This window comes from Vibrio azureus (genome assembly GCF_002849855.1).
Lineage (GTDB): Bacteria > Pseudomonadota > Gammaproteobacteria > Enterobacterales > Vibrionaceae > Vibrio > Vibrio azureus.
Genome location: NZ_CP018617.1, coordinates 216,191 through 241,700 on the forward strand (window position 1 = coordinate 216,191; position 25,510 = coordinate 241,700).

Below are 25,510 nucleotides of genomic sequence, written 5' to 3' on the forward strand. Positions count from 1 at the left end.
AAAAGTCCGAGAGATTAAGTTCTCGGACTTTTAATTAAACTGCTCCTAATCGAAGGAGATTATCGGTAGTTATAAGTGCCAAACTTACTTGAAAAATACCAGCGTCTTCCATTTGACCAATGCACTTCAGGTGTTTGAGTACAAGCGTGTTCTCCCTCTTTGAAGCCGACACCGTAAAATCCGTTGGCATTAATAGAGCAAAGTATCATTCCATCCTCAGTAAGCACTTGTTCTCCTGTTTTGGATGGCTGATGAAGTGACAGCCAATCGAACTGATTGATTTCCGAGGTCGGATAGATCATAGAGCCATCACTGAGGTGGTAGCTGATTTCAGAGCCAAACGAGCATTGATAATGATTAGGTGAAACTTCATCAACGAACCCATACAAGGTTTTAAGGTTACCTTCGATAGTTTGTGTGAAGCGACAGACAGGGACCTGATTTCCGTCTTTTTTCAGTTTAGCAATCGATATTTTCTCATGATTACTTAATTGTTGATATTGGAAACTTTCGTTGTGAGTAAACCAGCCTTGCGGCATCGTTGAGTTACTCATATACCACTTGTCAAAACGATTAGAGTCGCTGTCACTTCGGTGTTCCCTTTTACCAGTTGCTGCAAAGTGGCGATATTGCGCATTCTCATCTTTGTAGAACCCATTAAGGTCCTCATCGCTTGATAAATAAGGAATATCCCCCTTACGAATCAAGTACATGCCTAATTCTGTCATCAGAGGTTGGAAACCAAAAGCGCTGGAAGCAAACCCACTACCATCTATATAGAGCTGAGTGCCATCAAAACCGTGACCAAATTCATGAGCCAACACACCGTAGTATCCATAATAGTGTTGGTAGTAAAATGTTTCACTCACACCTGTAAACCCAACGTTGCCATATCCTAAGACCTGTTTTACAGCACCAATTCTTAAATAATCACGATTCATCATACCGTTATAGTAGTATTCATAGTCTTCAGGTTTAAAATATCCGCCAGGACCCTCGACACGGCCTGCATTACCGAACATCTCTTCACCGTTACCGAACATTTCACTAAAATTAAACCAGAATAACTTAAACTCTTCTGATGAAGCCATATAAGCAAAGTTAGTGAGCATGATCAGAGCTTCACGAGCATGTAATGGACTCATTTTTAGCCAGTTATTACCTTCACCTCCGGTAAAATCTACGGTTTGAATACTCCAGCGTGGTTTAATTTTTTGAAGTTTTTGTACAAACTTATCTGTTTTAGAACTGAATGAGGTTTTAAGGAGTTGATTAAAATTATCTTCACCCATCATGATATGAGTGATATCGAAAACGCCATCCCCATTTTTACTGTTATAAAGGCCTATGTTACCAAAAGCAGTCACGGGTAAAGTGATCCTGGTAAAAGGAGGAATTTGATCAATATTACCGAGGACAAACCATTTATTTATGCCGTTAATCCTTGCTTCAAGGTCCACATTGGTGACGGTTTTCGCGTTGTAATTGGTGATTTGAACGGTATTATTATCAACAAAAGTCGTATGCACGAGTTCATTGACTCTCGCGGAGCGAAGGCTTGGATTAGTGATTAAATCAAAAGACTCGTTGTTGGTGAACACTTCCTGAATGGCACTTGGCATGATTTGCTCAAAGGTAATAGGACTGTTGCTAACCTGCTCGCCTGCATTAAACTTCACCGAACCATCGATAATGTATTCATTGATATCAATTTGATCAGAGGAAACCGTTACCAGCTCATTATTGTCAAAATGGATATCCTGATACTGGATAAATTGGTGATTATTTAGATCATGAGTACTGCCTTCCGGCGCGACAAATTCAAAGTTATTTTCAATAAAAGTTGGAATATGGTGCCACTCTAGGCGATTCTTGATGCTAACGATTAAATAGTCACCAGAACGATCAATTTTATTTGCTGCCTTTGTTACCGTTTTTTCAGGTTGTAATGTCTCACCGGCTTTAATTTTACGAATATCATAAATAACGTAATTATTATTAGAGGTATTAACAAGTAAATAATTGCCTAAAATATGCATCTGTACTAGGCGATGGCTGTATTGCCCGGTACCAAAAGCAAGCGAAGCAAAACGGTTCATATGATTAGAGTTCTCTGGTGTTATTTCCGAGCGCTGTATTACGGCGATATTTTCTCTAGCATCGGAAACAAAAAGATAGTCACTGTTACCCACGATAGACTGAGGACGGAATAATCCACTGCCAGTCGTAGTGTCGATGCCTATTTGCATAACATGCTGATGGTTGTTATCGAGATCAAGTACGTCAACTCGGTTAGCCTCCCACGAAACAATAAACAGAAGGTTATCTTCGATGTAAAGTTCATTTAATTGGCGAAAGTTATGTGTTTGCCCATCTGAAGTCGTAATAGCATCTAAGCGTACAACTTTTTGATGGGTGTTAATATCGTAGACATCGATATAGTTATATTCATTTGGAACGGAACGAGTGACATAAATGCGATCTTGATAGCGTTCTACGGCAGTTGCACGGAAACTTTCTTGATCGAGTTGCCCTGGAGTAAGCGTGGTTGGGTTACCAAAATAGCGTACAGTAGTATCAAATGAGTTCACTGAACAACTGGAGGTCTCGATGACCACATCAACGACTTCACCATTTTGTATGCTACCTTCTGGGAAGTACTCAATCAGACAGCCGTCACCATAGTTATAGTTCCCGAAGTATTTGTTAACAAATACGGCACCGCCTTGGTAGAGACTCAATTCCCAATCTGCGCTAAAAAATGGGAATAGAGCTTTTATCGCAGAGGTATCATTGAAAGAGTGGAAAGGGATGATAGGATTATTTTTATTATTCAGTTCATATTGAATGCCACTGAATTCAATGTAGCGCTCACCATCCTGAATAATAACGTTGTCTTCATCTTCTGCCAGAGCTCTTACTTCTTCCAATCGCTGGTTAACCTGTGAGAACATCGATTGATATTGCTGTTGGAAGTAATCTTGTTCAGAGTTGAGTATTTGAGTTGAATTTGCTTGGTGTGAGTGAGCCAGAGAGGGTAAAGCTAGAGGAGATAGGGTGGCGCCAATCACTGCTGCGATGAGATTCCTTTTTAACACGGTCTTGTCCTTAAGTAATAGAAAGCTTCCCATCTTATACTTGACTCAGTACCTGCTTTAAAACGAAAAATTTTTATGCTGAAGATTGATTTCTTTTGTTAAAAAAATAAACCATCGCCCCGAATGACTATGAGGCCTATACCCATATATGGGTATAGGCGCGATGGTTGAGTTTTCAGATGTGTTGAGAATGTTTAACTGAGATGACTTGGACGTGGCTTACGGCGCGGCTTTGATGGTGATGACTTTGCAGAAGCTTTACCTGTTGAACCATTTGGCTTTTTGACTTTATCGCCCTGTTTTTGCTTAGCTGTGTTGGGTGAGTTTTTTGACTCTCCGTTGAAGCGTCGTTTGGGCTTGTTTTTTTCAGCCTGTTTCTTTGCTGTAGCTGCTTGCGGCTCATTGCCTTCAGCTTGCGGTGCTTTTGGCTTTTTCGGTTTCTTTGGCTTTTTCGGCTTGATAGGACGAGTATCCAATTTCGACTCAGGAACTGGATTGGTTGGAGCATAACCGTCTAATGCTTTTCTTGGCAATAATTGTTGAATCAAACGCTCAATTGCGAAAAGCTCAGGAGCCTCAAGAGCACAGACTAAAGAAATGGCTTGGCCGACTTCTCCAGCACGACCTGTACGACCAATACGGTGAACATAGTCTTCTGCGACTTTCGGTAACTCGAAGTTAACGACTTGTGGTAATTGTGGAATATCGATACCACGTGCTGCGATATCGGTTGCGACTAAAACGCGGACTTCACCCGATTTAAAATCAGCGAGAGCTTTGGTACGAGCGCCTTGACTCTTATTACCATGAATGGCTGCGGCGGTGATATTTTTTTCAATAAGGAATTTAGCCAAACGGTTTGCGCCGTGTTTGGTACGCATAAAAACGAGAACTTGCTTCCAGTCACCATCTTGGATCAGCTTGACCAACATGGGGCCTTTTTTCTTCACATCCGCAGGATAGATGCATTGCTCAACCGTTCGTGCGGTTGAGTTAGCAGGGTTAACCGAAATTTCAACTGGGTTATTGACTAAACCTTTGGCCAGATCTCGGATTTCATTGGAAAACGTGGCTGAAAAGAGTAGGTTTTGTCGCTTCTTAGGCAATAAATCTAAAATTTTACGAATGTCTCTGATAAAGCCCATATCGAGCATGCGATCGGCTTCATCTAAAACAAGCACTTCGAGCTGGTCAAACTTGACTGCATTTTGATTATACAGATCCATCAAGCGGCCTGGTGTTGCTACTAGAACATCGGCGCCTTTACGAAGACGTTGCATCTGAGGGTTAATTTTAACACCACCAAAGACAACAGCACTGCTCAAAGGCAAATGACGACTGTACATGAAGACATTTTCTTGTACTTGTGCTGCCAGTTCACGGGTTGGTGTTAAGATTAATGCACGAATATGGTTACTGCGTACGCGAGGTCCGTTGGATAAACGCTCAAGAATAGGTAACGTAAACCCCGCCGTTTTACCTGTACCGGTCTGTGCTGCCGCCATCACATCTTTCCCTTGTAAAATAGCAGGGATGGCTTGCGCTTGAATAGGAGAAGGTGTGTCGTATCCTTTTTCCTGTATCGCGTTAAGGATTGGCGTAGATAGACCTAACGAGGTAAAACCCATATTTATGATTCTCAATTGTCGAATTATATTGGGCTTCGAGGATGTACTCGAAGCGAAAAGTGCGCCATTCTGAAGCTTTTATGCTCAGGCTTCAACTATTTCTAGCATAGATAAAAAAGTTTGATGGTGTCGACTCAGCGATTTTGTTGTTCTGGAAGGTTATGCCGCAATAAAATCCGCGCTTTGGTGCTTTTAGAGGTGCAGTATAATGCAAAAGCAAATTGCAGGAATATGTTCGGCTTTATTACTCAGTGGCTGTGTCACTTTTCCCACTCAAGAATCAGAGAAAGTGGCGGTCATATGGGGAGAATCAACTGAGCTTAAACATTGCCAGCATATGGGCACAGTTATTGGGTCAGAAGGGCATTTTTATGATTATTGGTTTCATGCAGATAAAGATATGGTCTGGGGTGCATTAAATCAAATGCGGATCAAAGCCTCGCAACTTGGAGCTGATACTTTGTACCTTTACCAACCATTTGATTTCTCAAGCTCAGTCACATTATTGGCTAACGCATATCAGTGTAAATAACGGCTCACATGGATAGACATTCTTAATGGCTTTTATATCCAAGTAACCTCAAGATGTTGTTTTCAGAGAGATGACCTTAACTTTCAGGCGCGGCAACGATTCAAAGATATAGTCGTTCTACATTGAGATTCGTTATACCCAAGTAACCTCAAGATGCTGCGTTCAGCGAGATGACCTTAGCTCTTAGGCACGGCAACGATTCGAAGATTTAGTAGCTCTACATTGAGAATCGTTAACAAAGTCTGAGAGTTAAGGTCACTCGCCCTTTGGGAGCGTGTCACTGAGCCGACTTCTTGCGTCAGACAACCGTTCTTATTACAAAAATAAGAAATAGAATACTATCCCGCTTCGTTGTCTTCCTTGAATTCGACTCAGTGACCTCGCTCTGAATCAAGCATCTTGAGGTCACTTGGGTATATATGTTTAAACTGACTGTGCTTAACGCGCCTGTTCTTGAATCAAAGAAATGAATCAAAAACAGGCAGTAGTTTCTTAAACGTTTGTGATTAACACATCTTAAATATCGGTAAAGTTTGCGGCTGAATCGGGTTTTGTCCAGTTGTGTCTAATGCGGGAAACAAGGTGTTAATTCCTGTTTCAGTTAAACCAAGCCAAGCCATTAAGCTGGCGTGTAATTGATCACAAGAAACCGTGGGGATGACACGTCCTCGAGAGAGCAAATATGGGCTTTGTGGAGAAAGATCAGGATATGTCCCCAGCGTTGTTTTTCCACGGACTCCGCCTCCCATCACCAGAGCGTGGCTTGCCCAACCGTGGTCAGTTCCTGCCGTCCCATTTGGAATTAAAGTTCGGCCAAACTCAGAGTGGGTAAACGTGGTGACTTGCTCTGATAAACCGTGATTAATTAATGCAGTTTGAAATGCAGCCATGGCTTCAGCAAGCTGTTGTAGCAGGCCAGTTTGTCGACTTAGTTGAGCGGAGTGCGTATCGAAGCCACCTAATTTACAACTGAAATACTGAGCCGGGTGTTGAAATTGCTCTCGATGTAAAATTAATTTAAAGATGGTTTTTAATTGTTTGCCAATTCCAGTATTCGGAAAGAGATCACTCACGTTTGAATTTAAGATGGCACTGAATTCTTGATACATGGTAGTGGAATGCGTGGCGACACCTGCATAGTGAGACTGAAAAATATTTTCATATTGGTCGGCCTGCTGAAGATTTTCGAACAGTTGGCGAGCGCGTTGATCACTGATAATGTTTTTAGGCAGAGAGGTGCCGACTGAGTTGGATGGAGCCGTAATACAGTTCGTCCAAACTTGAGTTCCACCAACATCAAACATGGGGGCGAGACCATTCAGGTTTCGCAAAATAGCACCTAATTCGTTGGAAGTTCGTGCGCCAAAGCCTTCTTTTGATAAAGACAGAGCAGCATGAGATTGGACCATAGTTGATTGATGGGAATGACTGAATAAGTGAGCTGGGCGAGTGGCTTTATCAAAAATCTCTTTGTTTACCCTTTGAGTCAATGGACCTATGTTAAGGATCGGAAGCAGTTCAGAGCTTTGCCAAAATGGTTCAAGAGCGATCATTGCAGAGTTGAGTGCAAATGAGCTGGTGCCATCATTAGCAACGAGAGGAAGACATTGCTCTGATGGTAAAGCGAGCTTACCTCGAAGTGTACGGTATTGATTATGCGCATTTTCCGTTGTCGGTATCAGCATATTATAGCCATCATTACCGCCAGCAAGGTCGATACCGACAACCGCGCGATAGCCAGGAGTACATTGATTAAATGAGTTTGCTAAAGCCGGAAAAGCCGATAAATTAATGGCTGAGATCCCGGCACCTGCAGTACCTGCCTGAAGAAAACGACGTCGTGTTAAGTTCATAATGATTACCCCTGAGTAACAAATTCCGGTGAAAGCAGTGCGTTCATAACGAGGTGTTTAAGCTCTTGTCGGCGTGTTGATTTGCGGATGTTGCATTGAGCAAGATAATTAAGATAGTGCTGACGAGAGGTTTGATTCATTTGGTAAGCAAATAGGTGTTGATTTAAGTAATCCACAACCGCTTCATCCTGAAATTCAAGGTATAAATGAAATAGAGCCGGGTCCATGTGCCAACTTTTACCCTCTTCACTAACACGGATGATCAGTTCTTTAAATTGATTGCCGTATTGGTAAACGTCATGCCATTGATAGACATTGAATTCAGGGGCAGATAATCCATTGAAGTCGACATGACTTGGAGCATCATCGGGCTGGTAATAATAAAAAACGGAGGGCGCGGAGAGAGGTAACATACGACCATATCGTGCAAACTGTTTTGACCACATGGCAACCCCCTCACGTCGCTGCAGCTGTAGTGCTCGCATTGCATGGGTAAACACACAGATAGGATCACGTAACTTCCCAGCATGGGTATTGGCTGTACGCGCGTGCGGGTCGGTGAGTATTGCGGTGACCAAGGTTTGAATATCACCATTGGATTGCTGAAATGCATCGCGTACTCGTTGAACATACTCTCCATTTGGATTGCTTGTCACCCATTTATTGATAAAGAACTTGCTGACAAAGGTATAGAGGGTATCTTGCTGCATTAGCAGTTCAATGACCGAGTTGAGTTCACTTTTAGCATCAACGCCTGCAGGAAATGTGGTCCCTAATATGCGCTTTTCACCGGTATCATGAGTGCCACGAGCTTGCATTGGGTGGGCATACTTTTCATCACCACGAATGTTAATGAACTTCCAACCAGTAAAAACTCTGGCCAATTGCTCAATGTCTTCTTGGGTATAAGAAGGGATGTCATTACCATTGCTGTCCAGTTGAGCACCGCCATTGTTATCTAAGCGAACTGGGCCGAGAGTAAATAACTGTAGCAGCTCTCGGGCGTAATTTTCATCGGGAGCGGTTGTCGCGTTAGCCACGTTGTTCACGAAGGTCAGATATTCCCCCATGATCGGAGAGGTTGAAACAAAGCGAATGACATCACGAAAGTTGGCGAAGGCATGCTCCATCAAACCATCAAAGTATTGGCACATATATTGACGTTTAGAGGCATTTTTAAAGGCAGGATCTTTTACACTCACCACAAACAACTGAGAGAGCGTATAGGCAATTCGTTGACGAAGAATGTCTTGCCCTTCTGTAGTCATTTTTGTCCAACTGCTAGCGAAATAAAGTCGGTGGCCTAAATTTGGCGTGCTGAGTTGATCTTGTTTGAATATTTGCAACCAAGAAGAAGTCGGGAGTGATGCTTGCTGCGCGATCCAATTTTCAAGACCATTGGCTTGAAGGTAGTGATGAATATCAGCTTGGGAGGGCCCCAAGGTACATTGCTGTAATGTTGTGGCAGCATCGATATATGCTTGATTCATATTAACCCCTATTAATTTGGATGTGAGACAACGTAGAGGTACCCCAAGCATCTCTAATTCACTTGGTTACAAATACCAACCAGAATGTCGTTCTGTAAATTTAGATGTTAGAGTGATAATTGAGAAGATTGTAATCTAGGTTTTAATGTGATCTTGCTGCCTAATCAGTGCAATAGTTATCAACCCACTGCCCTACTCAAAGCGATTTTATCAAAAGTTAGCCTCGAAAGATGAACAGAACGAGTAAAGAAGAGGAAGTATTATTTTATAAACTAATCATGACGATATATCGATGGTTTTATAACCAACTGCTGAAAAGCTGCTATAGTTTGATTAAGCAATAAGGATAGGAAAGCTCATGCGTATAGTGTAACGTCGATAAAGAGCTAGGTATAAAAATAAAACGCGATGAGCAAGGTACATTTTTAATCTCAACCTTTGAGGAAGACCAAGATGAAACCTGAGAAAGTAGCAGTCGTCACTGGTGCAGCTCGCGGCATTGGCCAAGCAATTTGTGAACAACTATTGGAAGATGGCTTCCATGTTGTTGGGCTGGACGTATCACCTGTTGATTGGGGGCACTCTGAGCAGCTTGCAAGCCATCGAGTCAACTTATGTGATGGAGAGGCTGTAGGAGAAACGGTAGAAAAGATCGCCCAACAATATGGTAGGATCGATGCGTTAGTGAACAATGCCGGTATTACCCGAGATGCCTTATTACCTGATATGTTAGAGCAGGACTGGGATAGTGTTATCGATGTCAATTTGAAAGCGGTCTTTTTGCTCACTCAGCAAGTCGCTTCAGTCATGCTTAAGCAAGGCTCTGGCAGCATCGTCAATATTTCCTCAATTGTTGGTACCGATGGCAACATTGGTCAGAGTAACTATGGTGCCAGCAAAGGTGGGGTGATTGCCATGAGCAAAGGCTGGGCGAAAGAGCTAGCTCGAAAAGGGGCGCAAATAAGGGTTAACTGCGTCGCACCTGGCTTTATCGCCACGGATATGACAAAAGATCTGCCTGAAAAAGTCATTCATATGATGGAAGGCAAGACACCATTAGGTCGAATGGGGTCAGTAAAAGATATTGCTCAGGGAGTCTCTTTTCTTACCTCTGAAAATAGCACCTACATTACAGGACAAGTGCTTAAGATTGATGGTGGTTTAGTCTTGTAAATCAGACCGTTAGTTTATAGCGCCTTTACAGTGATGTAAGGGTGCTTTTTATTATATTAATAAGGTTAAAGTTTAACCGATCTCTCATTCTTTTCGACAAATATCGAGTTACAGTAACCAAACGTAACAGAGTTGCTGTAACTGAACAGCGTTTCCCTATACTCACTGTGCTTATTCGTTTACAACCAAAGAAGACCGCCATGAGAGAAAAAACATTATCAACCCCAATCATTATGATCGCCTTAATGGCGGTTTCTTCGTTGAGCAGTGCCGCTCCGTCAGTGGTGCCAAACCCGCCAGAACTGAGTGCGAAAGGGTATATTTTAATGGATTTTAATACGGGGCAGGTCTTAGCGGAGCGAGATGCGAATCAGAGATTAAACCCAGCCAGCTTAACAAAACTTATGACAGCTTATGTAGCAGGCCAAGAAATTAAATCTGGCAATATTAATATGAATGATCAGGTGGTGATTAGTAAAAATGCATGGGCAAAAAACTTTCCTGACTCCTCAAAAATGTTTATTGAAGTGGGTAATACCGTCGCCTTGTCTGATTTATATCGAGGGTTGATCGTTCAATCGGGTAATGACGCCAGTGTGGCTATCGCGGAACATGTAGCTGGTAGTGAAGCTGGCTTTGTGAGTTTAATGAATGGGTGGGCAGAAAAACTTGGTTTAACCAACAGCGCTTTTACCAATCCCCATGGTTTAGATAGTGATGGTTTATACTCAACGCCACGAGACATTGCAGAGTTAGGTCGAGCTATTATTCGTGACTTACCGGATATCTATTCTTTGTATAGCGAACGTTCGTTTACCTACAATGGCATAACTCAATATAACCGTAATGGCTTATTACGTGATCGAAGCATAAATGTCGATGGTATGAAAACAGGTTATACAAGTGGTGCTGGCTACAGTCTTGCAACCTCCGCAACCCAAGGGAACATGCGTTTGGTGGCAGTCGTAATGGGAGCAAAAAGCCCGAATGTTCGAGAATCAGAGAGTAAACAGCTTCTGAGTTATGGTTTTCGGTTTTATGACACTGTCGTTCCCACTCAAGCGGGGAAAGAGATTGATCAAGCCAACGTTTGGATGGGTAAGGCAGATGAAGTGAAAGTTGGCGTTTTAGACGATGTCTATCTCACTTTATTAAAAGGTGAGATGAGCCAATTAGAGGCAGAGCTGATCTATTCAGAGGAACTGGTGGCTCCACTACAGAAAAATCAAGCCGTTGGTAAAGTTGTCTATAAAGTTGGTGACAATGTGTTGGGCGAAACCGCGCTGGTGACCTTACAAGATGTTGAAGAAGGCAGTATCTTTAAGCGCTGTATAGATTGGTTAAAAAGGCTCATATCAAGCTGGTTTTAAGTAACCAAAATACCCAAGTAAGCGACTAGGATGCCGCTTTATATACCCAAGTATCTTGAGGTCACTTGGGTATGCTGGTTTCATTTCTATTACCCATGCTGATGCCACTGTGTGATGGCTTCACGGCCTAACTCTTTGCCCAAATTGTACGCATGCATTAACGGTTTCGGCGAACGGCTTAGACGTTGCAGCTTAAAGTTTTCTGGAGGGCAAACTTGAATGACCTCAATACCTTTAGGGGGAGATGACAGTAGCTCCACTGTTTGATTATAGCGAATGTGACGAGTGAGCATCGGTTCCACAAGGCCTGGGGTTTGTTTTAAAAGATGACGTGTGAGATTTTTGAATCCTGGTCCTTCCTTTCGGTAACTCTGTGGCCGACTTCGAAGCACCATGATTTTTGTTGCCCCGCGTCTTATCGCTTCTGCGATGGGGATTGCATCAGCGACACCGCCATCGACGTATTTCACTCCATTTAAATTCACACCATTACGATATAGGATCGGCAAAGCACTGCTTGCTTTCATTGTTTCTGGTAATAACTCCACCGGAGGCGTATGGTACTCGGCCTGTCCATTATCTTGTCGGGTTACACCTAAGAAGAACGGCCTTTGTTCTGCGCGAAGCGAAGCTTGGTCTAAGCCTAGTTCGGCCATCGTTATTGACCACATCCAATCTAAGTTCAACATGTTTCCGCCACGAATTAATTGCGAGGGATTTATGAATGGCTTACGTAAACTGTAATCAAGATAAATCTTACAGTTTCTGCCCGGCATGTTGGCAAGAAAAGCTGCAAGGTTATTTGCCCCTGCTGAAACACCCCAAAAACTATCAAATGGTGAGAAATTTTGTTCCATAAAGGTGTCTAGGATACCGCAAGAAAATATCCCACGCATTGCGCCGCCCTCAACAATGAGTGCTTTTGAGCCTATCTGTTTCATGTGATGTTTTGTTACCGTTTTGTTGGGGTTAGCGAAGAACTGGTGCCGACCTTAAGCGATATTATTTTGAAATACCAGAGTAAAACTTTAATGTATAACCAAGTAACCTCAAAAAGCATAATTCAGGGCATCTTAAGGTCACTTAGGGAGATATAACTATCATGAAGTTTTAATCTTGCAATGGGACAACCAGTATATCAACAGGTGAACGGTCGATTAAGTGTCTGGAATACGAGATGAGCTTGCTCCAAAAGTCTTGATGGTGACCGCAAAGTAACAGATCGACGTCCTGCTCTCTTATCGTGACCTCGAGTTTATCCGCTAGATCGCCTGTCCCTACAAAAAAGTGCTTTAGTGGGTGATCAATGTACTGTTTAAATGCTTGTAGTCCCTCCATTATGTGCTCACTAACTGGGCGTTGATCTGGTTCTTCGATGATATCCACCAGTTCGTGATAAATTTCACCGTGAGTACCATCCAGATGAATAAAGGAGATCTCTGCATCAAAGTAACCAGCCATAGAAACTGCACGATCAATCAGAATTTTGCTTTCGTCGCACAATTCTAAAGCAACTAGGATATGCTTGTATTTCAACGTCATACTCTCTTCAAAGTGATCCAAAAATCCAAGCATAGTATGCTTCCACTAAAATTTTTGTCGATAAGATCGCGAAATTCGCATTCGTCTTGTTTGTGGTAAGAGGTTGCGGCTGATTGCAACTGCCTTGAAAAAATGCCGATACATATCGCTCTGAGTCAAGCATTCTGATGTCACTGGATATATTCCCATTACTTTAAATAACAGCATTTGAATAAATAATTTATTTTTAACAATTCTATTTTTTAGTTCATTTCCCTTTAATTTAACCATTAAAAATAATTAACTTTTAGTTTTTTGATCTATTTGATTGTTTATGTTTACTTAATGATAGTTCTATTATATAGATCGATTTCACCTGGATTTGATTTAATTAAAAACAGTTTAATTAGTGTATTAGGTAATGATAATAACAAGGGGAATATATGAAAAAACGATTATTTTTCGTCATGTGCAGTGGCCTCGTAAGTGGGTTATCTTTAAGTGCTGATTACAAACCAGATACATTCACAAAAGCGCTTCATTATTACGATAAAGGGAAAGAGTATTCAGATAAGTCGCTTAAGGAGTTGTTCTTAAAAGATCCTGATTCTCCATACTCGGAGCTTAGATCAGATAATGATTGGGTACTTAATGATTTAGCTTGGGTCAGTGCATGGGATGATTTTCAGTCATATTATAATGCCAGCTTAAGTAACCAAGTTGCTTACAATATTATAACCAAAGAAGCTGGGTTTACTAAAGCTAGGCCTCAACAGTTCAGTAAAGAGCAATTGAACCCTGTGCGCAATAGTGCACGATTTAGAGACAATGAACCCAATTCAGTAAGGGCCAGTGTAGTTAAAGCACAAGTTGATCCTGATATATTCTACAAAGCTTACCAAATATATATGTACGAAGATGATCGCTATAGTGCAAATATCCATACTTTAATCTCAAAATTGGCTTTGGCTGTTCAGGTTGTGCGAGATAGAAGTACGTCGATTCCTAAACATCAATGGAAAATAAACGGTATCAGAATCGATGTAGTTGATAGGTTTATGAATGATGTTTTTGCTTTAGATGATCTTTGGGATGGTGATAAAGAATATTTACTGCAAATTTTAAATGGTGTGATTAATACAGAAATTCAACCTTACAATTTAAGTCGTCAATATTTAAGGGCCCATTATCGTATTGCTAGACTCTCTTCGGCTATGATCGATAAATATGGCTATATTGATCCTCCTTGTAGCCGTGATGACCATGCCCTTTATCCCACGGTGAGTTATAAGCGTTGCTATGTCGATATGACAGATCGTGCTTTGTGGGATTGGTATGTCTCTGAATACCGTCAAGCGATCGTGCCAAAACATTACCATAATGCACAACAGCAAGGCTTTTTAGGACATTTATTTGAAGTATTAATGCCAATGGCTTTGGTCATGGAAGGTCTGGCCACAACCGATTTCTTTACCGCTTCAGCGGCCAGTGAATTTTCGACAGAAGCCGCTTGGACAGAAGAAGAACTTGCTGCCAGCCAAGAGGGCTTTTTAGCAGAAATTTGTTCAGTTGATTTGGATTAAGGTGAAGTATGAAAACGTTTATTAAAAAACTGCTTTTAGTTTCTGTAGCAGCCACATCAGCGAATGGTTTGGCTGCTGTTGTTGAACTGAATAAAGTCACTGATGCACAGAGTTTGGTTCCGCAACATATTAATCATACCTTTGATCGGATCACGGCTTCTTATGCCACAGCGACTAACACTATGGTTGCTCATGGTGAAGGCGCACTCGTGGGTGGGCAAGTGACTAAAGCAGAAGTCAACCCTGGTTTGGTCCTCTTACAAAAAAAATCTATTGCAAGGTTTGAATATCAATACAAACTACCAAATGGCAAACCAGCGATCCGCACTTATCATTCTTACAGTGGTGATGCGCCGATTACCAAAAGCTTGCAAGGAGATGCTGAAGCTAAAGAGCGATTTAGGCAATGGTCAGAGGCAGAGATGCGCAATGAAAATGAAGTATTAGTTACGGGGAAAATATCCGAGCAGGACTATGCAACCATGGAGCGTTACTTTAAAGCCTCTTCTTATGCGCAAGCCAATGATGCAGAGATAAAGGCATTACGTAGAATTGAACAAGATATGAATGCTGGAGTGATTACTTCTGGTGGAGAGCTCAGAGTCTACGTGAACCAAATACCTTGTCAGTCATGCATGCCGTTATTTGAAGAGCAACTAAAGCAATGGGATTTGATTGAAAGCGCGACAGTCGCGTATTTACCGCAAAACCGCAGTTATTTCGGAAAAGGCCTCAGTGAAGAGGAGTTGAGTAAAAAATCGGCCTACCTTTATGTCAAAAACAATGGTGCACTATCTGCAAGCGAGGCAGAAGAAGGCTTACAAAGCGCCTTTACTTCTCATCGTGCCACTAAGACGAAATATCAAAATTTTAAAAATGAACTCAATAATACTGCCAGTATTCGTGGCGAAGGCTCGGTAGTAACGGGATGCGGTTACTAAAGGCCACTTACTTTTTGAGCAAGTATGACTGGTACATGCTACAAACTGGTTTACAAAATAAACTAATCCTGACGACAAAAAATCTGATTAGTTGATTGACCTGAATTCGGTTTAAATACCGGCAAAGATTAAGACTTGCTTAAAAAGGTATTTAATATGTATTCAGTCGGTGATGTTGTTGTTGCAACGAAAGGGGTTAACTTTGGTGAATTGGTTGTCACAGGCCAAAGCAGTGGCGGTTCTTACACGCACGTTAAAACAAGCCAAGCAACGTTAACTTACCCTACGAAAGATCTTAAAAAAGCATAAATTGAGATCGCACCTAATAAAGCAGCTTTCGAGCTGCTTTTTGTTGTTTAAGGTAACTTGGATATGAATTCAGGTTATTTAAGGGAAGCGGATACAAAAAAGCGCCGTATTTCTACAGCGCCTTTGATATTTATTAGCAAATCATAATAATGACCTGATTAGAGGTTAGATCAATCCTTGCTCTTTGGCCATTTTGTTCGCGATACTTGGTGCTTTCCAGATACTTGGTAACAAGATAAAAGAAACGGGCACTGCAGTGATAACGATAAAAGACTGCAGGGCAGAAATTCCCCCCGATCCCATAGAGATCAGTGCAATTGCAACCAAGCCCATCATTATGCCCCAAAAGCTCCTTACCATAGCATTTGGCTCGGTTGACCCTGTCATGACCACACTGATGGTATAAGTCATAGAGTCACCTGTTGTGACAATGAATGTCGTGGTTAAGATCAAAAATAAGACCGAAATTATCATTGGAAATGGTAATTGAGAGGTAATGGCCAATAACACCGCAGGTAAGTTGAAACCTTCAAAAGCAGTGGAGATGAGTCCAGGGTTACTGATTTCAAACGCCAAGCCACTGCCACCAACGATACTAAACCAAAAACATGTGATCAGAGGAGCGGCGATACTGATTGATAGGATCAACTGGCGAATTGTTCGACCTCGTGAAATGCGCGCAATGAAAATCGCCATCATTGGGCCGTAGCCAATAAACCAACCCCAGAAGAAGACGGTCCACCAACTAAGCCAACCAGTATCACTACGGAACAAGGCCATCGGGAAGAAGTTGTCGATCATTTGACCCACACCTTGAACGTACCCATCAATAATAAAGCTGGTTGGTCCAACGCATAAAATATAACCAATTAATGCCACCGATAAGACGATGTTATAACGGCTTACTAGCTGAATCCCCTTGCTAACACCACTTAATGCTGACAAGGTGTACATGAGTATTGCTGCTAGAATCACTAAACTTTGAGTGACAAAGGTATCCGGTAAACCGAATAATTCATTGAGAGCATAACTGATTTGTAGACCTAAAAATCCGATTGGGCCAATCGTCCCTGCTGCAACGGCAATGATACTACAAGCATCAGCAAGATTGCCTATCCAACCATTGATCGCTTTGTCGCCAAAAATAGGGTAAAGCAAAGTACGGGGCTTGAGGGGTAAGCCCTTATCGTAGTGAAGGTGCATCAGCACAACAGAAGATAAGCAGCCTAATATTGCCCAAGCAAGAAATCCCCAATGCATGAAAGATTGGGAAAGTGCATTGATAGCTGTTGCTTGTGGTAACGCTTCACCAAACAGTGGTGGTGGTGATACAAAATGTGCAATCGGTTCTGCTGCGGCCCAGAAGACACCACCGCCTGCAAGCAGTGTGCAAAGAACAATCGATAGCCATTTAAAGTTATCGATTTCCGGCTTGGCTAAGCCACCCAATCGAACGTAACCAGTACGACCTAGGGCGATAACTAAACCAATGAGAAAGTTTACGAGAAGTAATACTTGCCAAAAAGCGCCAAAGTATTGAGTTGCTAGGCTAAAGCCTGTGTTGACCCAGTGAGTCAGAGTGTCGGTATATGTCAGTGCAAGAACAACAAATAAGGTAAGAAAGCTGCCGCTTAACCAGAACACAGGGTTGGTAAGTTCAAGGCGTTGTAACAGGGAAGGAGGATGAATCGCAGAATAGTCTGCTTCCTTAACACTAGCATCGGTGGTGGAATTCGTCATATTTGACATAATCACTTCGCTTTTAGGGCCTTAGAGGCCGTGTATTTCCCCTCACACATGATGTACAAAAAGTGTGAGGACGTTCAAAAAGCCGCTGATACTAGCACGTTGAGTTTATTAATATAAGCAATAAAAGTTTTAATTTTGTTCATAAATGTCAACTGGTTGGAATTTAAGTAAAAAGATTTTATATCCGGTGTGTCCAGTTGAATATAAATACCATTCAATAACAGAGGCCATTAATTGACCTCTGTGAATGTTCAAGGCACTTGTTATTGAATGCACTTGAGAAAATGCTAAATGTTCAATAGTGAATGAAACAATGGTTAGCGATGTAAACAGCAATTAGTTAAGTAACCAATAATCAGTTAAGTAACCAATAGCTAACTGGGTTATCAGGGCACTGATATGGACCACACTCAACAAATACATTAATAACGTTTAATGCCACTACGGCAATTGCGAGTAGGCAAACAATACGTCCAAAGCTATTCATTTGGTATGGTTCTGAGCTTTCTTCTTTATTTGTCATCATGAGAATGACTGAAACGGCAAAAATAGTCGCAACAAAGAGAACAAACGCCCATGTGTAATAATGCATGCCAAAAATTGCACTGCCATATTCTGGTGTACCAGGGATCACGTGAAGAGAAACTTGTCTAAGTGACGTAATTACGCCAAATAGAGCACCAATAATGACCACCCCGTAGTGTCTTGACTCTGGTCCGTAAACAACATTGAGTAAGAAACCAAACATGACCATAACGAAGCCTATACGTTGTAATAAACATAAAGGACAAGGTAGTTCATTAAGGGCAAACTGAAGGACAAAACCGATGAGTAGGACAGTCGTAATACCTAATAGACCGAGGGTATTAAACAGAGATAAAGATGCACGATTCATATTTATTTACCTCTTACAATAAAATCGAAAGTTGATCGGTTGCATGGTGATTAAACCAGTACAGTCCAATGATTACCGATGAGGCAAATAAAGCGTAACCAGCGCTTTTTTTCCCGAGAAATGCGCTGAGCATCGCAACGAGTAATAGTAAAAAAATGAGTGTCATCATGAGGGGGTTTCCTTCCTTACTATGAGCTTTAATTATTTTAATAATAGGCAATTCTTTAAAATCTGCGACAGCAGATGATGAAATTGTTATTTAATTTGCAAAATAATCCTCTATCAACTGCTTTAAATGAGAAAATTTGGGTTCTTTTTATAGCGTCGAATTGAGAATAAAGTAGCCTAATACCGAGCGTTTTAAGTCAAGATTTGAGTTAAGTAAGCTTGCTTTTAAGGAGAAGTTTACTGACTTAATTCCACTTATTAGAGCATGCGACACAAGCGATGGTTATAAGTTGTGTCGTCTAACCTCCAGTATCACAATTCTTGACGTTAATTAGAAATAGAATGCTACTTTGGGTGATTTTTTAGCATAAAAAACCTCCATTAGAAATAATAGAGGTTTTTTTGTTATGAAAAGTTATTTTGAGAAAATATATTGCTTGTTTTTATTGACTAGCTTTGCCTAATTTGAGCCAAGTATCAATGACGGTGTCTGGGTTGAGAGAAACAGAGCTAATCCCTTGATCCATTAGCCATTCGGCTAAGTCTTCGTGATCGGATGGCCCCTGACCACAAATGCCTACGTATTTACCGGCTTTTGTCGCTGCATCGATAGCCATTTTGAGCATTGCTTTAACAGCAGGATTACGCTCATCAAATAAATGCGCGACATCTCCGGAATCTCGATCCAACCCAAGTGTTAGCTGAGTCATATCGTTGGAACCAATGGAGAACCCATCAAAATATTTTAAAAACTCTTCAGCTAATATGGCATTTGATGGCAGCTCACACATCATGATAACTTTTAAACCTTCATCACCACGTCGGAGGCCAAATTTTGCCAATATATCGATCACCGAAGCCGCTTCACTTGGTGTGCGAACAAATGGGATCATGATTTCTACGTTTTTGAGTCCCATTTGGTTACGTACACGCTTCAGTGCCTGTGTTTCTAATTCGAAGCATTGTTCAAAGACAGGTGAGATATAACGAGATGCACCCCTGAAGCCCAGCATTGGATTTTCTTCATGAGGTTCGTAGGTTTTTCCGCCGATTAAATTGCTGTATTCATTTGATTTAAAGTCCGACATACGTACGATGACACGTTTAGGCCAGAAAGCAGAGGCAATGGTTGCAATGCCTTCGGTTAATTTGCTGACGTAGAAATCGATAGGATCGTTATAACCACGAATACGCTCTTTGATTTGAGTCTTAACTTCATCGCTTTGCTGTTCAAAATTGAGTAAGGCTTTAGGGTGAATACCGATCATTTTGTTGATGATAAACTCAAGCCGAGCGAGCCCAACGCCTTCATTTGGGATCTGAGCGAAATCAAACGCACGGTCGGGGTTACCAACATTCATCATGACTTTCGTTGGTAGAAGAGGTAAGGCATCGACTGAGGATCGTTTGATTTCAAACGGTAAGTCACCTTGATACACATACCCTGTTTCACCTTCAGCACAAGAAACCGTTACGGTTGTTTCATCGGTCAGTTTACTTGTTGCATCGCCGCAACCAACGATAGCTGGTATCCCAAGCTCTCGGGCGATGATAGCAGCATGACAAGTACGGCCACCACGGTTGGTAACGATGGCAGAGGCTTTCTTCATCACCGGTTCCCAATCAGGGTCGGTCATATCAGTGACTAACACATCGCCTTCTTGAACCAATGACATTTGATCCAAAGATTGCACTAATCGCACGGTACCTTGCCCAATACGCTGACCAATTGCTCGTCCTTCGACAAGAACATCGGCTCTGTCATTCAATTCATAACGTTCAATGACATTCTGATCGTCTTGTGAACAAACGGTCTCAGGGCGTGCTTGCACAATATATAACTTACCGTTTACACCATCTTTGGCCCATTCAATATCCATTGGACGTTGGTAATGCTTCTCGATGATCATGGCTTGTTTGGCAAGTTGCGTTATTTCTTCATCATTTAAAGAGAAGGTATTACGTTCTGTTTCTGACGTATCGACAATATCAACTTGTTTACCGATTTCTTGGCTATTGGCATAGATCATTTTGATTTGCTTCGAGCCAAACGTTTTCTTTACGATTGAGTGATGGCCAGCTTCAAGCATAGGTTTATGCACGTAAAACTCATCGGGATTCACCGCACCTTGAACCACCATTTCGCCCAGCCCCCAAGAAGAAGTGATAAACACAACTTGATCGAATCCAGACTCCGTGTCTAGCGTAAACATGACACCAGAGGAGGCTTTATCTGAGCGCACCATTGTTTGAATACCCGCAGAAAGAGAAATACCACGATGATCAAAACCTTGGTGAACACGATAGGAGATTGCTCGATCGTTAAACAACGAAGCATAAACGTGCTTGGTTGCTTCTAACACGGCTTCGATTCCTTTTACATTAAGGAAAGTCTCTTGCTGGCCTGCAAAAGAGGCATCAGGTAAATCTTCTGCTGTGGCTGAAGAGCGAACGGCAACAGAGACATCAGGATCAGAGGAAACAAGCTCAGCATAATTATCACGAATGTCTTGCTCTAAATCAGCAGGAAAGGGCGCATCCAGTACCCATTGACGAATTTTGGCACCCGTTGAACGTAACGCTTCAACGTCATCAACGTTGAGTTCATCCAGTAGTTGATGAATGCGCTCGTCTAGATTTTCATGGTCTAAAAACGTATTAAAAGCATATGAAGTTGTCGCAAAGCCATTAGGGACAGACACACCAAGATTGTCTAGGTTTGATACCATCTCACCAAGAGAAGCGTTTTTTCCACCGACTTTGTCGACATCATTCATGGATAGGCCATTGAACCAAAGGGTATTCTTTTGCATGTCTTTCTCCAAAACCTTGCAGCAAATGTAGGGACTAAGAGAGCAAACGTTTACGTGATGACATAAAAAAATATTGTGTCTTCAAGGTTCAGTCACGTAGCGGTAAGCCAAAATTTTTAATGGGCATCAAAATGAATTTCGCAGGATGGATTGGCTATATTGAGTAAAGTCTGATTTTCAGGGTGTTACTGAATTTTTTAACCAAGTTAGTATCCTTGCGCCATTCACCTTGAGGTCATTTGTATATATTAATATTATGTTGCTTATCCTAAGCAAATAGTTTTCAAAGTCGAAACACAAATGCAAATTAATAGTCAAAGTCGTGATGTGTTCTATGTTTCTGATGGCACTGCGATAACATGTGAAACCCTCGGTCATGTTGTTTTAGGCCAGTTTCCATTCACGCCGAATGAAAAAGCCTTCCCGTTTGTCGAAAGTGTCGACAAAGTTATTGACGTGATCAGAGAAATTGAAATCTCATACCAACGCCACGGCGTGAAACCCTTGGTTTTTTTCTCCATTGTCTTGCCTGATGTACGGCAAAAGTTGTGTGAAGCACCTGCTTTTTGTTATGACGTTTTAGACAGTATTGTGCAAAAGGTGCAGAGCGATATACAAATGGTGCCTGAGCCTAAGCTGCAACGCTCTCGAAGTGTGAGTAAGGATTCAGATACGTATTTTGATCGTATTGCCGCGATTGAATACACATTGGCACATGATGATGGGATGACCCTAAAAGGATTGGAGGAAGCGGATATCATACTTCTTGGGGTTTCTCGTAGCGGCAAGACACCCACCAGTTTGTATATGGCCATGCAATTTGGCTTAAGGGTTGTTAACTATCCTTTTATTGCTCAAGATATTGGAATGATGCGCTTGTTGCCTGAGTTTGAAATCTATCGACATAAACTGTTTGGCCTCACTATCAATCCAGAACGCTTGAACGAAATTCGTGAAAATCGTTTATCTGGGAGTGACTACGCCAGTGCTGAACAGTGCAAATTGGAGTTAGATACTGTTGAAGCTTTATTCAGAAGAGAAGCCATCCCTTATATTAATACTTCTTCACTGTCGGTTGAGGAGATCACGACACGAGTGATGGAGCAGGCCGGTATGAAACGTCGGTTATTCTAGAGCACAATATTAAGTCTCAGACTTACCCCTTACCCAAGCGATTATTCGGTAGTTGGGTATATCACTTGGGTATATAAGGGTAAAAGTATCAATCAGGCCGCCTCTAATTAGACGGCTTCTTGAAATTGGTGCAGAAGGTCTTTTTGTTTGTCCGAAAGGTTCGTTGGGGTATCTATCTTAAGGGTTACGATTAAGTCACCAGTAATGCCTTTGCGGTTTTTAACGCCCTTACCAGACATTTTCATCTTACGTCCGTTTTGAGTGCCTGCGGGGACTTTTAGCTTGTAGCGATTATTGAATACTTGGACCTCGACTTCTCCTCCGAGGGCAGCGTCAATCATGCTGACATGCGTGGTACAAAGTAAATTGTTATTTTCACGCGCAAGATAAGCATGTGGACGAGTATTAATAATTAAAAGTAGGTCCCCATCTGGTCCGCCGTTAACCCCTTTTTCACCTTTGCCTGCGAAGCGAATTTTTTCGCCATCTTTAATTCCCGCAGGTATCTTGACGTTAATTTTTTTCTGTTTGCCATCAATCGGTAATTCGACAATACGTTCAGCACCTTGTATTGCATCAATAAAATCGACAGTAAAGGTATATTCATGATCCTGGCCTTTTCTTGGGCGAGAGCTTCTACTGTGCGCACCTCCAAAAATATCCTCAAAACCACCAAATCCACCAGCACCTTGGCCAAAGCCGGAAAACCCTTGACCACCTCGTCCAAAAGCACCGCCGAAAATATCTTCAAAGCCTTCGTGACTGTACTGTGCCTGTCCTTCATGATTCCCGTAGCCGTTGCCGAAAGCGGCGTGACCAAAGCGATCATATTGCTGGCGTTTTTCCTTGTCAGTCAGAACTTCATAAGCTTCTTTAATTTCCTTAAATTTTTCGGTTGCGGTTTCATCATCCGGGTTTTTATCTGGATGATACTTCATGGCGAGTTTTTTATAGGCTTTTTTGATGTCTTTGACGGGGGTGTCTTTAGGAATACCCAAAATCTCATAATAATCTCGTTTTGACATATTCACCGCTCATTTTAATTGGTTTTAATTGAAAAGAAGACGCCTGAGTTAGCCTCAAACGTCTACATACAAAAAGCAGGAGAAAGACATTAGGCGACCAAGGCCGCCTAGTCAATCGTGGCTCTTATTTCTTTTCGTCTTTTACTTCTTCAAACTCAGCATCCACGACATCGTCTTCTTGAGACTCTGAGTTTGCCTGTGTGCCTTGGGATTGTTGAGCTTGTGCTTTTTGTTGTGCGATTTCCATCAATTTCTGTGATACCGTCATTAAATCTTGCACTTTTGCATCGATATCGTCTTTATCATCACCTTTTCGTGCGGTTTCTAAGGCAGAAATAGCAGTTTCAATTTTCTCTTTGTCTTCCGCAGGAAGGGCATCAGAAGCTTCTTCTAACTGTTTACGCGTACCATGAACAATTTGGTCTGCTTGGTTGCGAGCCGCAGCGAGTTCTTCGAACTTCTGATCGGCTTCTTTGTTAGCTTCTGCTTCCTGAACCATTTTCTCGATTTCTTCATCACTCAGACCTCCTGAGGCTTGAATGGTGATCTTCTGCTCTTTGCCAGTTTGTTTATCTTTGGCTGAGACATTAAGAATACCATCTGCATCGAGATCAAATGTCACCTCAACTTGTGGTAGGCCGCGTGGTGCAGGCTGAATACCTTCTAAGTTAAATTGTCCAAGCGATTTATTGAAAGACGCTTGCTTACGTTCCCCCTGAAGTACGTGGATAGTGACGGCACTTTGATTGTCTTCTGCCGTAGAGAAGACTTGTTGCGCTTTGGTCGGGATTGTTGTGTTTTTCTCAACCAATTTCGTCATCACTCCGCCCATGGTTTCAATCCCTAGGGAAAGTGGGGTCACATCGAGCAACAAGACATCTTTTACGTCTCCAGAAAGAACACCACCTTGTATTGCCGCACCCATTGCGACCGCTTCATCCGGGTTGACGTCGCGGCGAGCCTCTTTGCCAAAGAACTCTGCCACTTTGGCTTGAACCATAGGCATACGTGTCTGTCCGCCGACTAGGATAACGTCGGTGATGTCATTTACAGACAGCTCTGCATCGGCAAGCGCGACTTTTAATGGTTCTAAAGAACGTTGTACAAGATCTTCCACCAAAGATTCTAACTTGGCACGCGTTACCTTGATGTTCATATGCTTAGGTCCAGAGGCATCGGCGGTTACGTATGGCAAATTGACGTCTGTTTGTGAAGTAGAAGAAAGCTCGATCTTGGCTTTCTCTGCGGCTTCTTTTACTCGCTGCATCGCAAGGGGATCGTTTTTCAAGTTAACGCCTTGCTCTTTTTTGAATTCGTCCACCAAGTAGTTGATCATTCGATTATCAAAATCTTCACCACCGAGATGGGTATCACCATTGGTCGCAAGAACTTCGAAAGTTTTTTCGCCCTCGACTTCATCGATCTCAATAATGGAAATGTCAAAAGTACCACCACCAAGGTCATAGACTGCAATGGTGCGGTCACCACCTGATTTATCAAGGCCATAGGCCAATGCAGCTGCAGTTGGTTCGTTGATAATACGCTTAACTTCTAAGCCTGCGATACGGCCTGCATCTTTTGTTGCTTGGCGCTGAGCATCATTAAAGTAAGCTGGTACAGTAATTACGGCCCCTGTGACTTTTTCGCCTAGAAAATCTTCGGCGGTTTTTTTCATTTTTTTCAGTACTTCAGCAGAGACTTGAGGAGCCGCCATTTTTTGGCCTTTTGCTTCTACCCAAGCATCACCGTTGTCCGCTTTGACGATTTTGTATGGCATGATTTCAATGTCACGCTGCACTTCTTCGTCTTCAAAGCGACGACCGATTAGGCGTTTGATTGCAAACAGTGTATTGGTTGGGTTTGTAACTGCTTGACGCTTTGCTGGTTGACCTACAAGTATCTCACCGTCGGTGTAGGCGATGACAGATGCGGTAGTGCGTTCACCTTCCGCATTTTCAATAACACGTGGTTTGTCGCCGTCGAGTACTGCAACACAAGAGTTAGTTGTACCTAAGTCAATACCAATGATTTTACCCATATTTATATCCTCGTTTTGCATTAGCTTATCTAATGTAATCTGAATTTTTTATGACGATTAGAATGAGAACAACGGAACACGGTTAAAGTAGTCTGGCCCGTTGATGGTTCTGATTCGTCTAGCTTCGTTGTTTGCTCGACAATGCCATGAGACGTGAAAAAGCCTGTTTGACTCTGGCGTCATCAATGGT

General features: G+C 42.1%; 19 protein-coding genes. 7 read left to right on the forward strand and 12 right to left on the reverse strand.

Going from position 1 to position 25,510, the window contains the following annotated elements; translation table 11 throughout:
- Nucleotides 1-59 precede the first annotated feature (59 nt).
- Entirely contained in the window at nt 60-3,098 is a 3,039-nt protein-coding gene (locus tag BS333_RS14750) for a YncE family protein (RefSeq protein WP_021711903.1), read from the reverse strand.
- Nucleotides 3,099-3,292: 194 nt separating this feature from the next.
- Nucleotides 3,293-4,726, reverse strand: coding sequence for a DEAD/DEAH box helicase (locus BS333_RS14755; protein WP_021711904.1), 1,434 nt, complete (start codon nt 4,724-4,726; stop codon nt 3,293-3,295).
- A gap of 208 nt (nt 4,727-4,934) precedes the next feature.
- Here BS333_RS14755 and BS333_RS14760 point away from each other — a divergent pair, with 208 nt between their 5' ends.
- Nucleotides 4,935-5,258, forward strand: a complete 324-nt coding sequence (locus BS333_RS14760; RefSeq protein ID WP_021711905.1) for a DUF4156 domain-containing protein — start codon at nt 4,935-4,937, stop codon at nt 5,256-5,258.
- Between the two features lie 506 nt (nt 5,259-5,764).
- Here BS333_RS14760 and BS333_RS14765 read toward each other — a convergent pair.
- Together BS333_RS14765 and BS333_RS14770 are read right to left on the reverse strand one after the other, a co-directional pair.
- Nucleotides 5,765-7,111, reverse strand: coding sequence for a DUF1501 domain-containing protein (locus tag BS333_RS14765; RefSeq protein WP_021710381.1), 1,347 nt, complete (start codon nt 7,109-7,111; stop codon nt 5,765-5,767).
- Nucleotides 7,112-7,116: 5 nt separating this feature from the next.
- Complete coding sequence (locus BS333_RS14770; RefSeq protein WP_021710382.1) at nt 7,117-8,601, reverse strand: DUF1800 family protein; 1,485 nt, start codon at nt 8,599-8,601, stop codon at nt 7,117-7,119.
- A 453-nt stretch (nt 8,602-9,054) separates the two neighbouring features.
- Here BS333_RS14770 and BS333_RS14775 point away from each other — a divergent pair, with 453 nt between their 5' ends.
- Both BS333_RS14775 and BS333_RS14780 read left to right on the forward strand, forming a co-directional pair.
- A complete protein-coding gene (locus BS333_RS14775; RefSeq protein ID WP_021710383.1) occupies nt 9,055-9,774 on the forward strand; it encodes an SDR family oxidoreductase in 720 nt (239 codons plus the stop codon).
- A 200-nt stretch (nt 9,775-9,974) separates the two neighbouring features.
- Nucleotides 9,975-11,144 (forward strand): D-alanyl-D-alanine carboxypeptidase family protein, encoded by a 1,170-nt coding sequence (locus BS333_RS14780; protein ID WP_021710384.1) that lies wholly within the window; start codon nt 9,975-9,977, stop codon nt 11,142-11,144.
- An 89-nt stretch (nt 11,145-11,233) separates the two neighbouring features.
- Here BS333_RS14780 and BS333_RS14785 read toward each other — a convergent pair whose 3' ends face one another.
- The gene (locus BS333_RS14785) at nt 11,234-12,085 is read right to left on the reverse strand and encodes a patatin-like phospholipase family protein (protein WP_021710385.1); all 852 of its coding nucleotides are present in this window, start codon (nt 12,083-12,085) and stop codon (nt 11,234-11,236) included.
- A 169-nt stretch (nt 12,086-12,254) separates the two neighbouring features.
- Nucleotides 12,255-12,680: a universal stress protein gene (locus BS333_RS14790; protein ID WP_033004038.1), complete on the reverse strand. Its 426-nt coding sequence runs from the start codon at nt 12,678-12,680 to the stop codon at nt 12,255-12,257.
- 428 nt (nt 12,681-13,108) lie between these two features.
- On the opposite strand from BS333_RS14790, the gene BS333_RS14795 reads away from it, so the two are divergent.
- The 3 genes from BS333_RS14795 to BS333_RS22190 all read left to right on the forward strand — a co-directional run bounded on the left by BS333_RS14795 (nt 13,109) and on the right by BS333_RS22190 (nt 15,498).
- Complete coding sequence (locus BS333_RS14795; RefSeq protein WP_021710387.1) at nt 13,109-14,248, forward strand: hypothetical protein; 1,140 nt, start codon at nt 13,109-13,111, stop codon at nt 14,246-14,248.
- 8 nt (nt 14,249-14,256) lie between these two features.
- Nucleotides 14,257-15,189 carry a hypothetical protein gene (locus tag BS333_RS14800; RefSeq protein WP_021710388.1) on the forward strand — a complete coding sequence of 311 codons (933 nt, stop codon included), beginning with the start codon at nt 14,257-14,259 and terminating at the stop codon, nt 15,187-15,189.
- Between the two features lie 156 nt (nt 15,190-15,345).
- A complete protein-coding gene (locus BS333_RS22190; protein ID WP_021710389.1) occupies nt 15,346-15,498 on the forward strand; it encodes a hypothetical protein in 153 nt (50 codons plus the stop codon).
- A gap of 165 nt (nt 15,499-15,663) precedes the next feature.
- On the opposite strand, the gene BS333_RS14805 is transcribed toward BS333_RS22190, so the two are convergent.
- The 4 genes from BS333_RS14805 to ppsA all read right to left on the reverse strand — a co-directional run bounded on the left by BS333_RS14805 (nt 15,664) and on the right by ppsA (nt 21,123).
- Complete coding sequence (locus BS333_RS14805; protein ID WP_033004028.1) at nt 15,664-17,247, reverse strand: BCCT family transporter; 1,584 nt, start codon at nt 17,245-17,247, stop codon at nt 15,664-15,666.
- Between the two features lie 355 nt (nt 17,248-17,602).
- Nucleotides 17,603-18,142, reverse strand: coding sequence for a disulfide bond formation protein B (locus BS333_RS14810; protein WP_021710391.1), 540 nt, complete (start codon nt 18,140-18,142; stop codon nt 17,603-17,605).
- A gap of 13 nt (nt 18,143-18,155) precedes the next feature.
- Nucleotides 18,156-18,311 (reverse strand): DUF5993 family protein, encoded by a 156-nt coding sequence (locus BS333_RS22195; protein WP_021710392.1) that lies wholly within the window; start codon nt 18,309-18,311, stop codon nt 18,156-18,158.
- Nucleotides 18,312-18,753: 442 nt separating this feature from the next.
- The gene (gene ppsA / locus BS333_RS14815) at nt 18,754-21,123 is read right to left on the reverse strand and encodes a phosphoenolpyruvate synthase (RefSeq protein WP_021710393.1); all 2,370 of its coding nucleotides are present in this window, start codon (nt 21,121-21,123) and stop codon (nt 18,754-18,756) included.
- A gap of 300 nt (nt 21,124-21,423) precedes the next feature.
- On the opposite strand from ppsA, the gene ppsR reads away from it, so the two are divergent.
- Nucleotides 21,424-22,257, forward strand: coding sequence for a posphoenolpyruvate synthetase regulatory kinase/phosphorylase PpsR (gene ppsR, locus BS333_RS14820; protein WP_021710394.1), 834 nt, complete (start codon nt 21,424-21,426; stop codon nt 22,255-22,257).
- A 107-nt stretch (nt 22,258-22,364) separates the two neighbouring features.
- Here ppsR and BS333_RS14825 read toward each other — a convergent pair whose 3' ends face one another.
- Both BS333_RS14825 and dnaK read right to left on the reverse strand, forming a co-directional pair.
- Nucleotides 22,365-23,282 (reverse strand): DnaJ C-terminal domain-containing protein, encoded by a 918-nt coding sequence (locus tag BS333_RS14825; RefSeq protein WP_021710395.1) that lies wholly within the window; start codon nt 23,280-23,282, stop codon nt 22,365-22,367.
- A gap of 124 nt (nt 23,283-23,406) precedes the next feature.
- On the reverse strand, nt 23,407-25,320 hold the full coding sequence (gene dnaK, locus BS333_RS14830; protein ID WP_021710396.1) for a molecular chaperone DnaK: 1,914 nt from the start codon (nt 25,318-25,320) through the stop codon (nt 23,407-23,409).
- Nucleotides 25,321-25,510 lie beyond the last annotated feature (190 nt).

Bases quoted from the DNA above. Each gene is read 5' to 3' on its own strand.
- BS333_RS14755 (WP_021711904.1), bottom strand. From the start codon at position 4,726: ATGGGTTTTACCTCGTTAGGTCTATCTACGCCAATCCTTAACGCGATA.
- BS333_RS14760 (WP_021711905.1), top strand. From the start codon at position 4,935: ATGCAAAAGCAAATTGCAGGAATATGTTCGGCTTTATTACTCAGTGGC.
- BS333_RS14765 (WP_021710381.1), bottom strand. From the start codon at position 7,111: ATGAACTTAACACGACGTCGTTTTCTTCAGGCAGGTACTGCAGGTGCC.
- BS333_RS14770 (WP_021710382.1), bottom strand. From the start codon at position 8,601: ATGAATCAAGCATATATCGATGCTGCCACAACATTACAGCAATGTACC.
- BS333_RS14775 (WP_021710383.1), top strand. From the start codon at position 9,055: ATGAAACCTGAGAAAGTAGCAGTCGTCACTGGTGCAGCTCGCGGCATT.
- BS333_RS14780 (WP_021710384.1), top strand. From the start codon at position 9,975: ATGAGAGAAAAAACATTATCAACCCCAATCATTATGATCGCCTTAATG.
- BS333_RS14785 (WP_021710385.1), bottom strand. From the start codon at position 12,085: ATGAAACAGATAGGCTCAAAAGCACTCATTGTTGAGGGCGGCGCAATG.
- BS333_RS14795 (WP_021710387.1), top strand. From the start codon at position 13,109: ATGAAAAAACGATTATTTTTCGTCATGTGCAGTGGCCTCGTAAGTGGG.
- BS333_RS14800 (WP_021710388.1), top strand. From the start codon at position 14,257: ATGAAAACGTTTATTAAAAAACTGCTTTTAGTTTCTGTAGCAGCCACA.
- BS333_RS22190 (WP_021710389.1), top strand. From the start codon at position 15,346: ATGTATTCAGTCGGTGATGTTGTTGTTGCAACGAAAGGGGTTAACTTT.
- BS333_RS14805 (WP_033004028.1), bottom strand. From the start codon at position 17,247: ATGTCAAATATGACGAATTCCACCACCGATGCTAGTGTTAAGGAAGCA.
- BS333_RS14810 (WP_021710391.1), bottom strand. From the start codon at position 18,142: ATGAATCGTGCATCTTTATCTCTGTTTAATACCCTCGGTCTATTAGGT.
- BS333_RS22195 (WP_021710392.1), bottom strand. From the start codon at position 18,311: ATGATGACACTCATTTTTTTACTATTACTCGTTGCGATGCTCAGCGCA.
- ppsA (WP_021710393.1), bottom strand. From the start codon at position 21,123: ATGCAAAAGAATACCCTTTGGTTCAATGGCCTATCCATGAATGATGTC.
- ppsR (WP_021710394.1), top strand. From the start codon at position 21,424: ATGCAAATTAATAGTCAAAGTCGTGATGTGTTCTATGTTTCTGATGGC.
- BS333_RS14825 (WP_021710395.1), bottom strand. From the start codon at position 23,282: ATGTCAAAACGAGATTATTATGAGATTTTGGGTATTCCTAAAGACACC.
- dnaK (WP_021710396.1), bottom strand. From the start codon at position 25,320: ATGGGTAAAATCATTGGTATTGACTTAGGTACAACTAACTCTTGTGTT.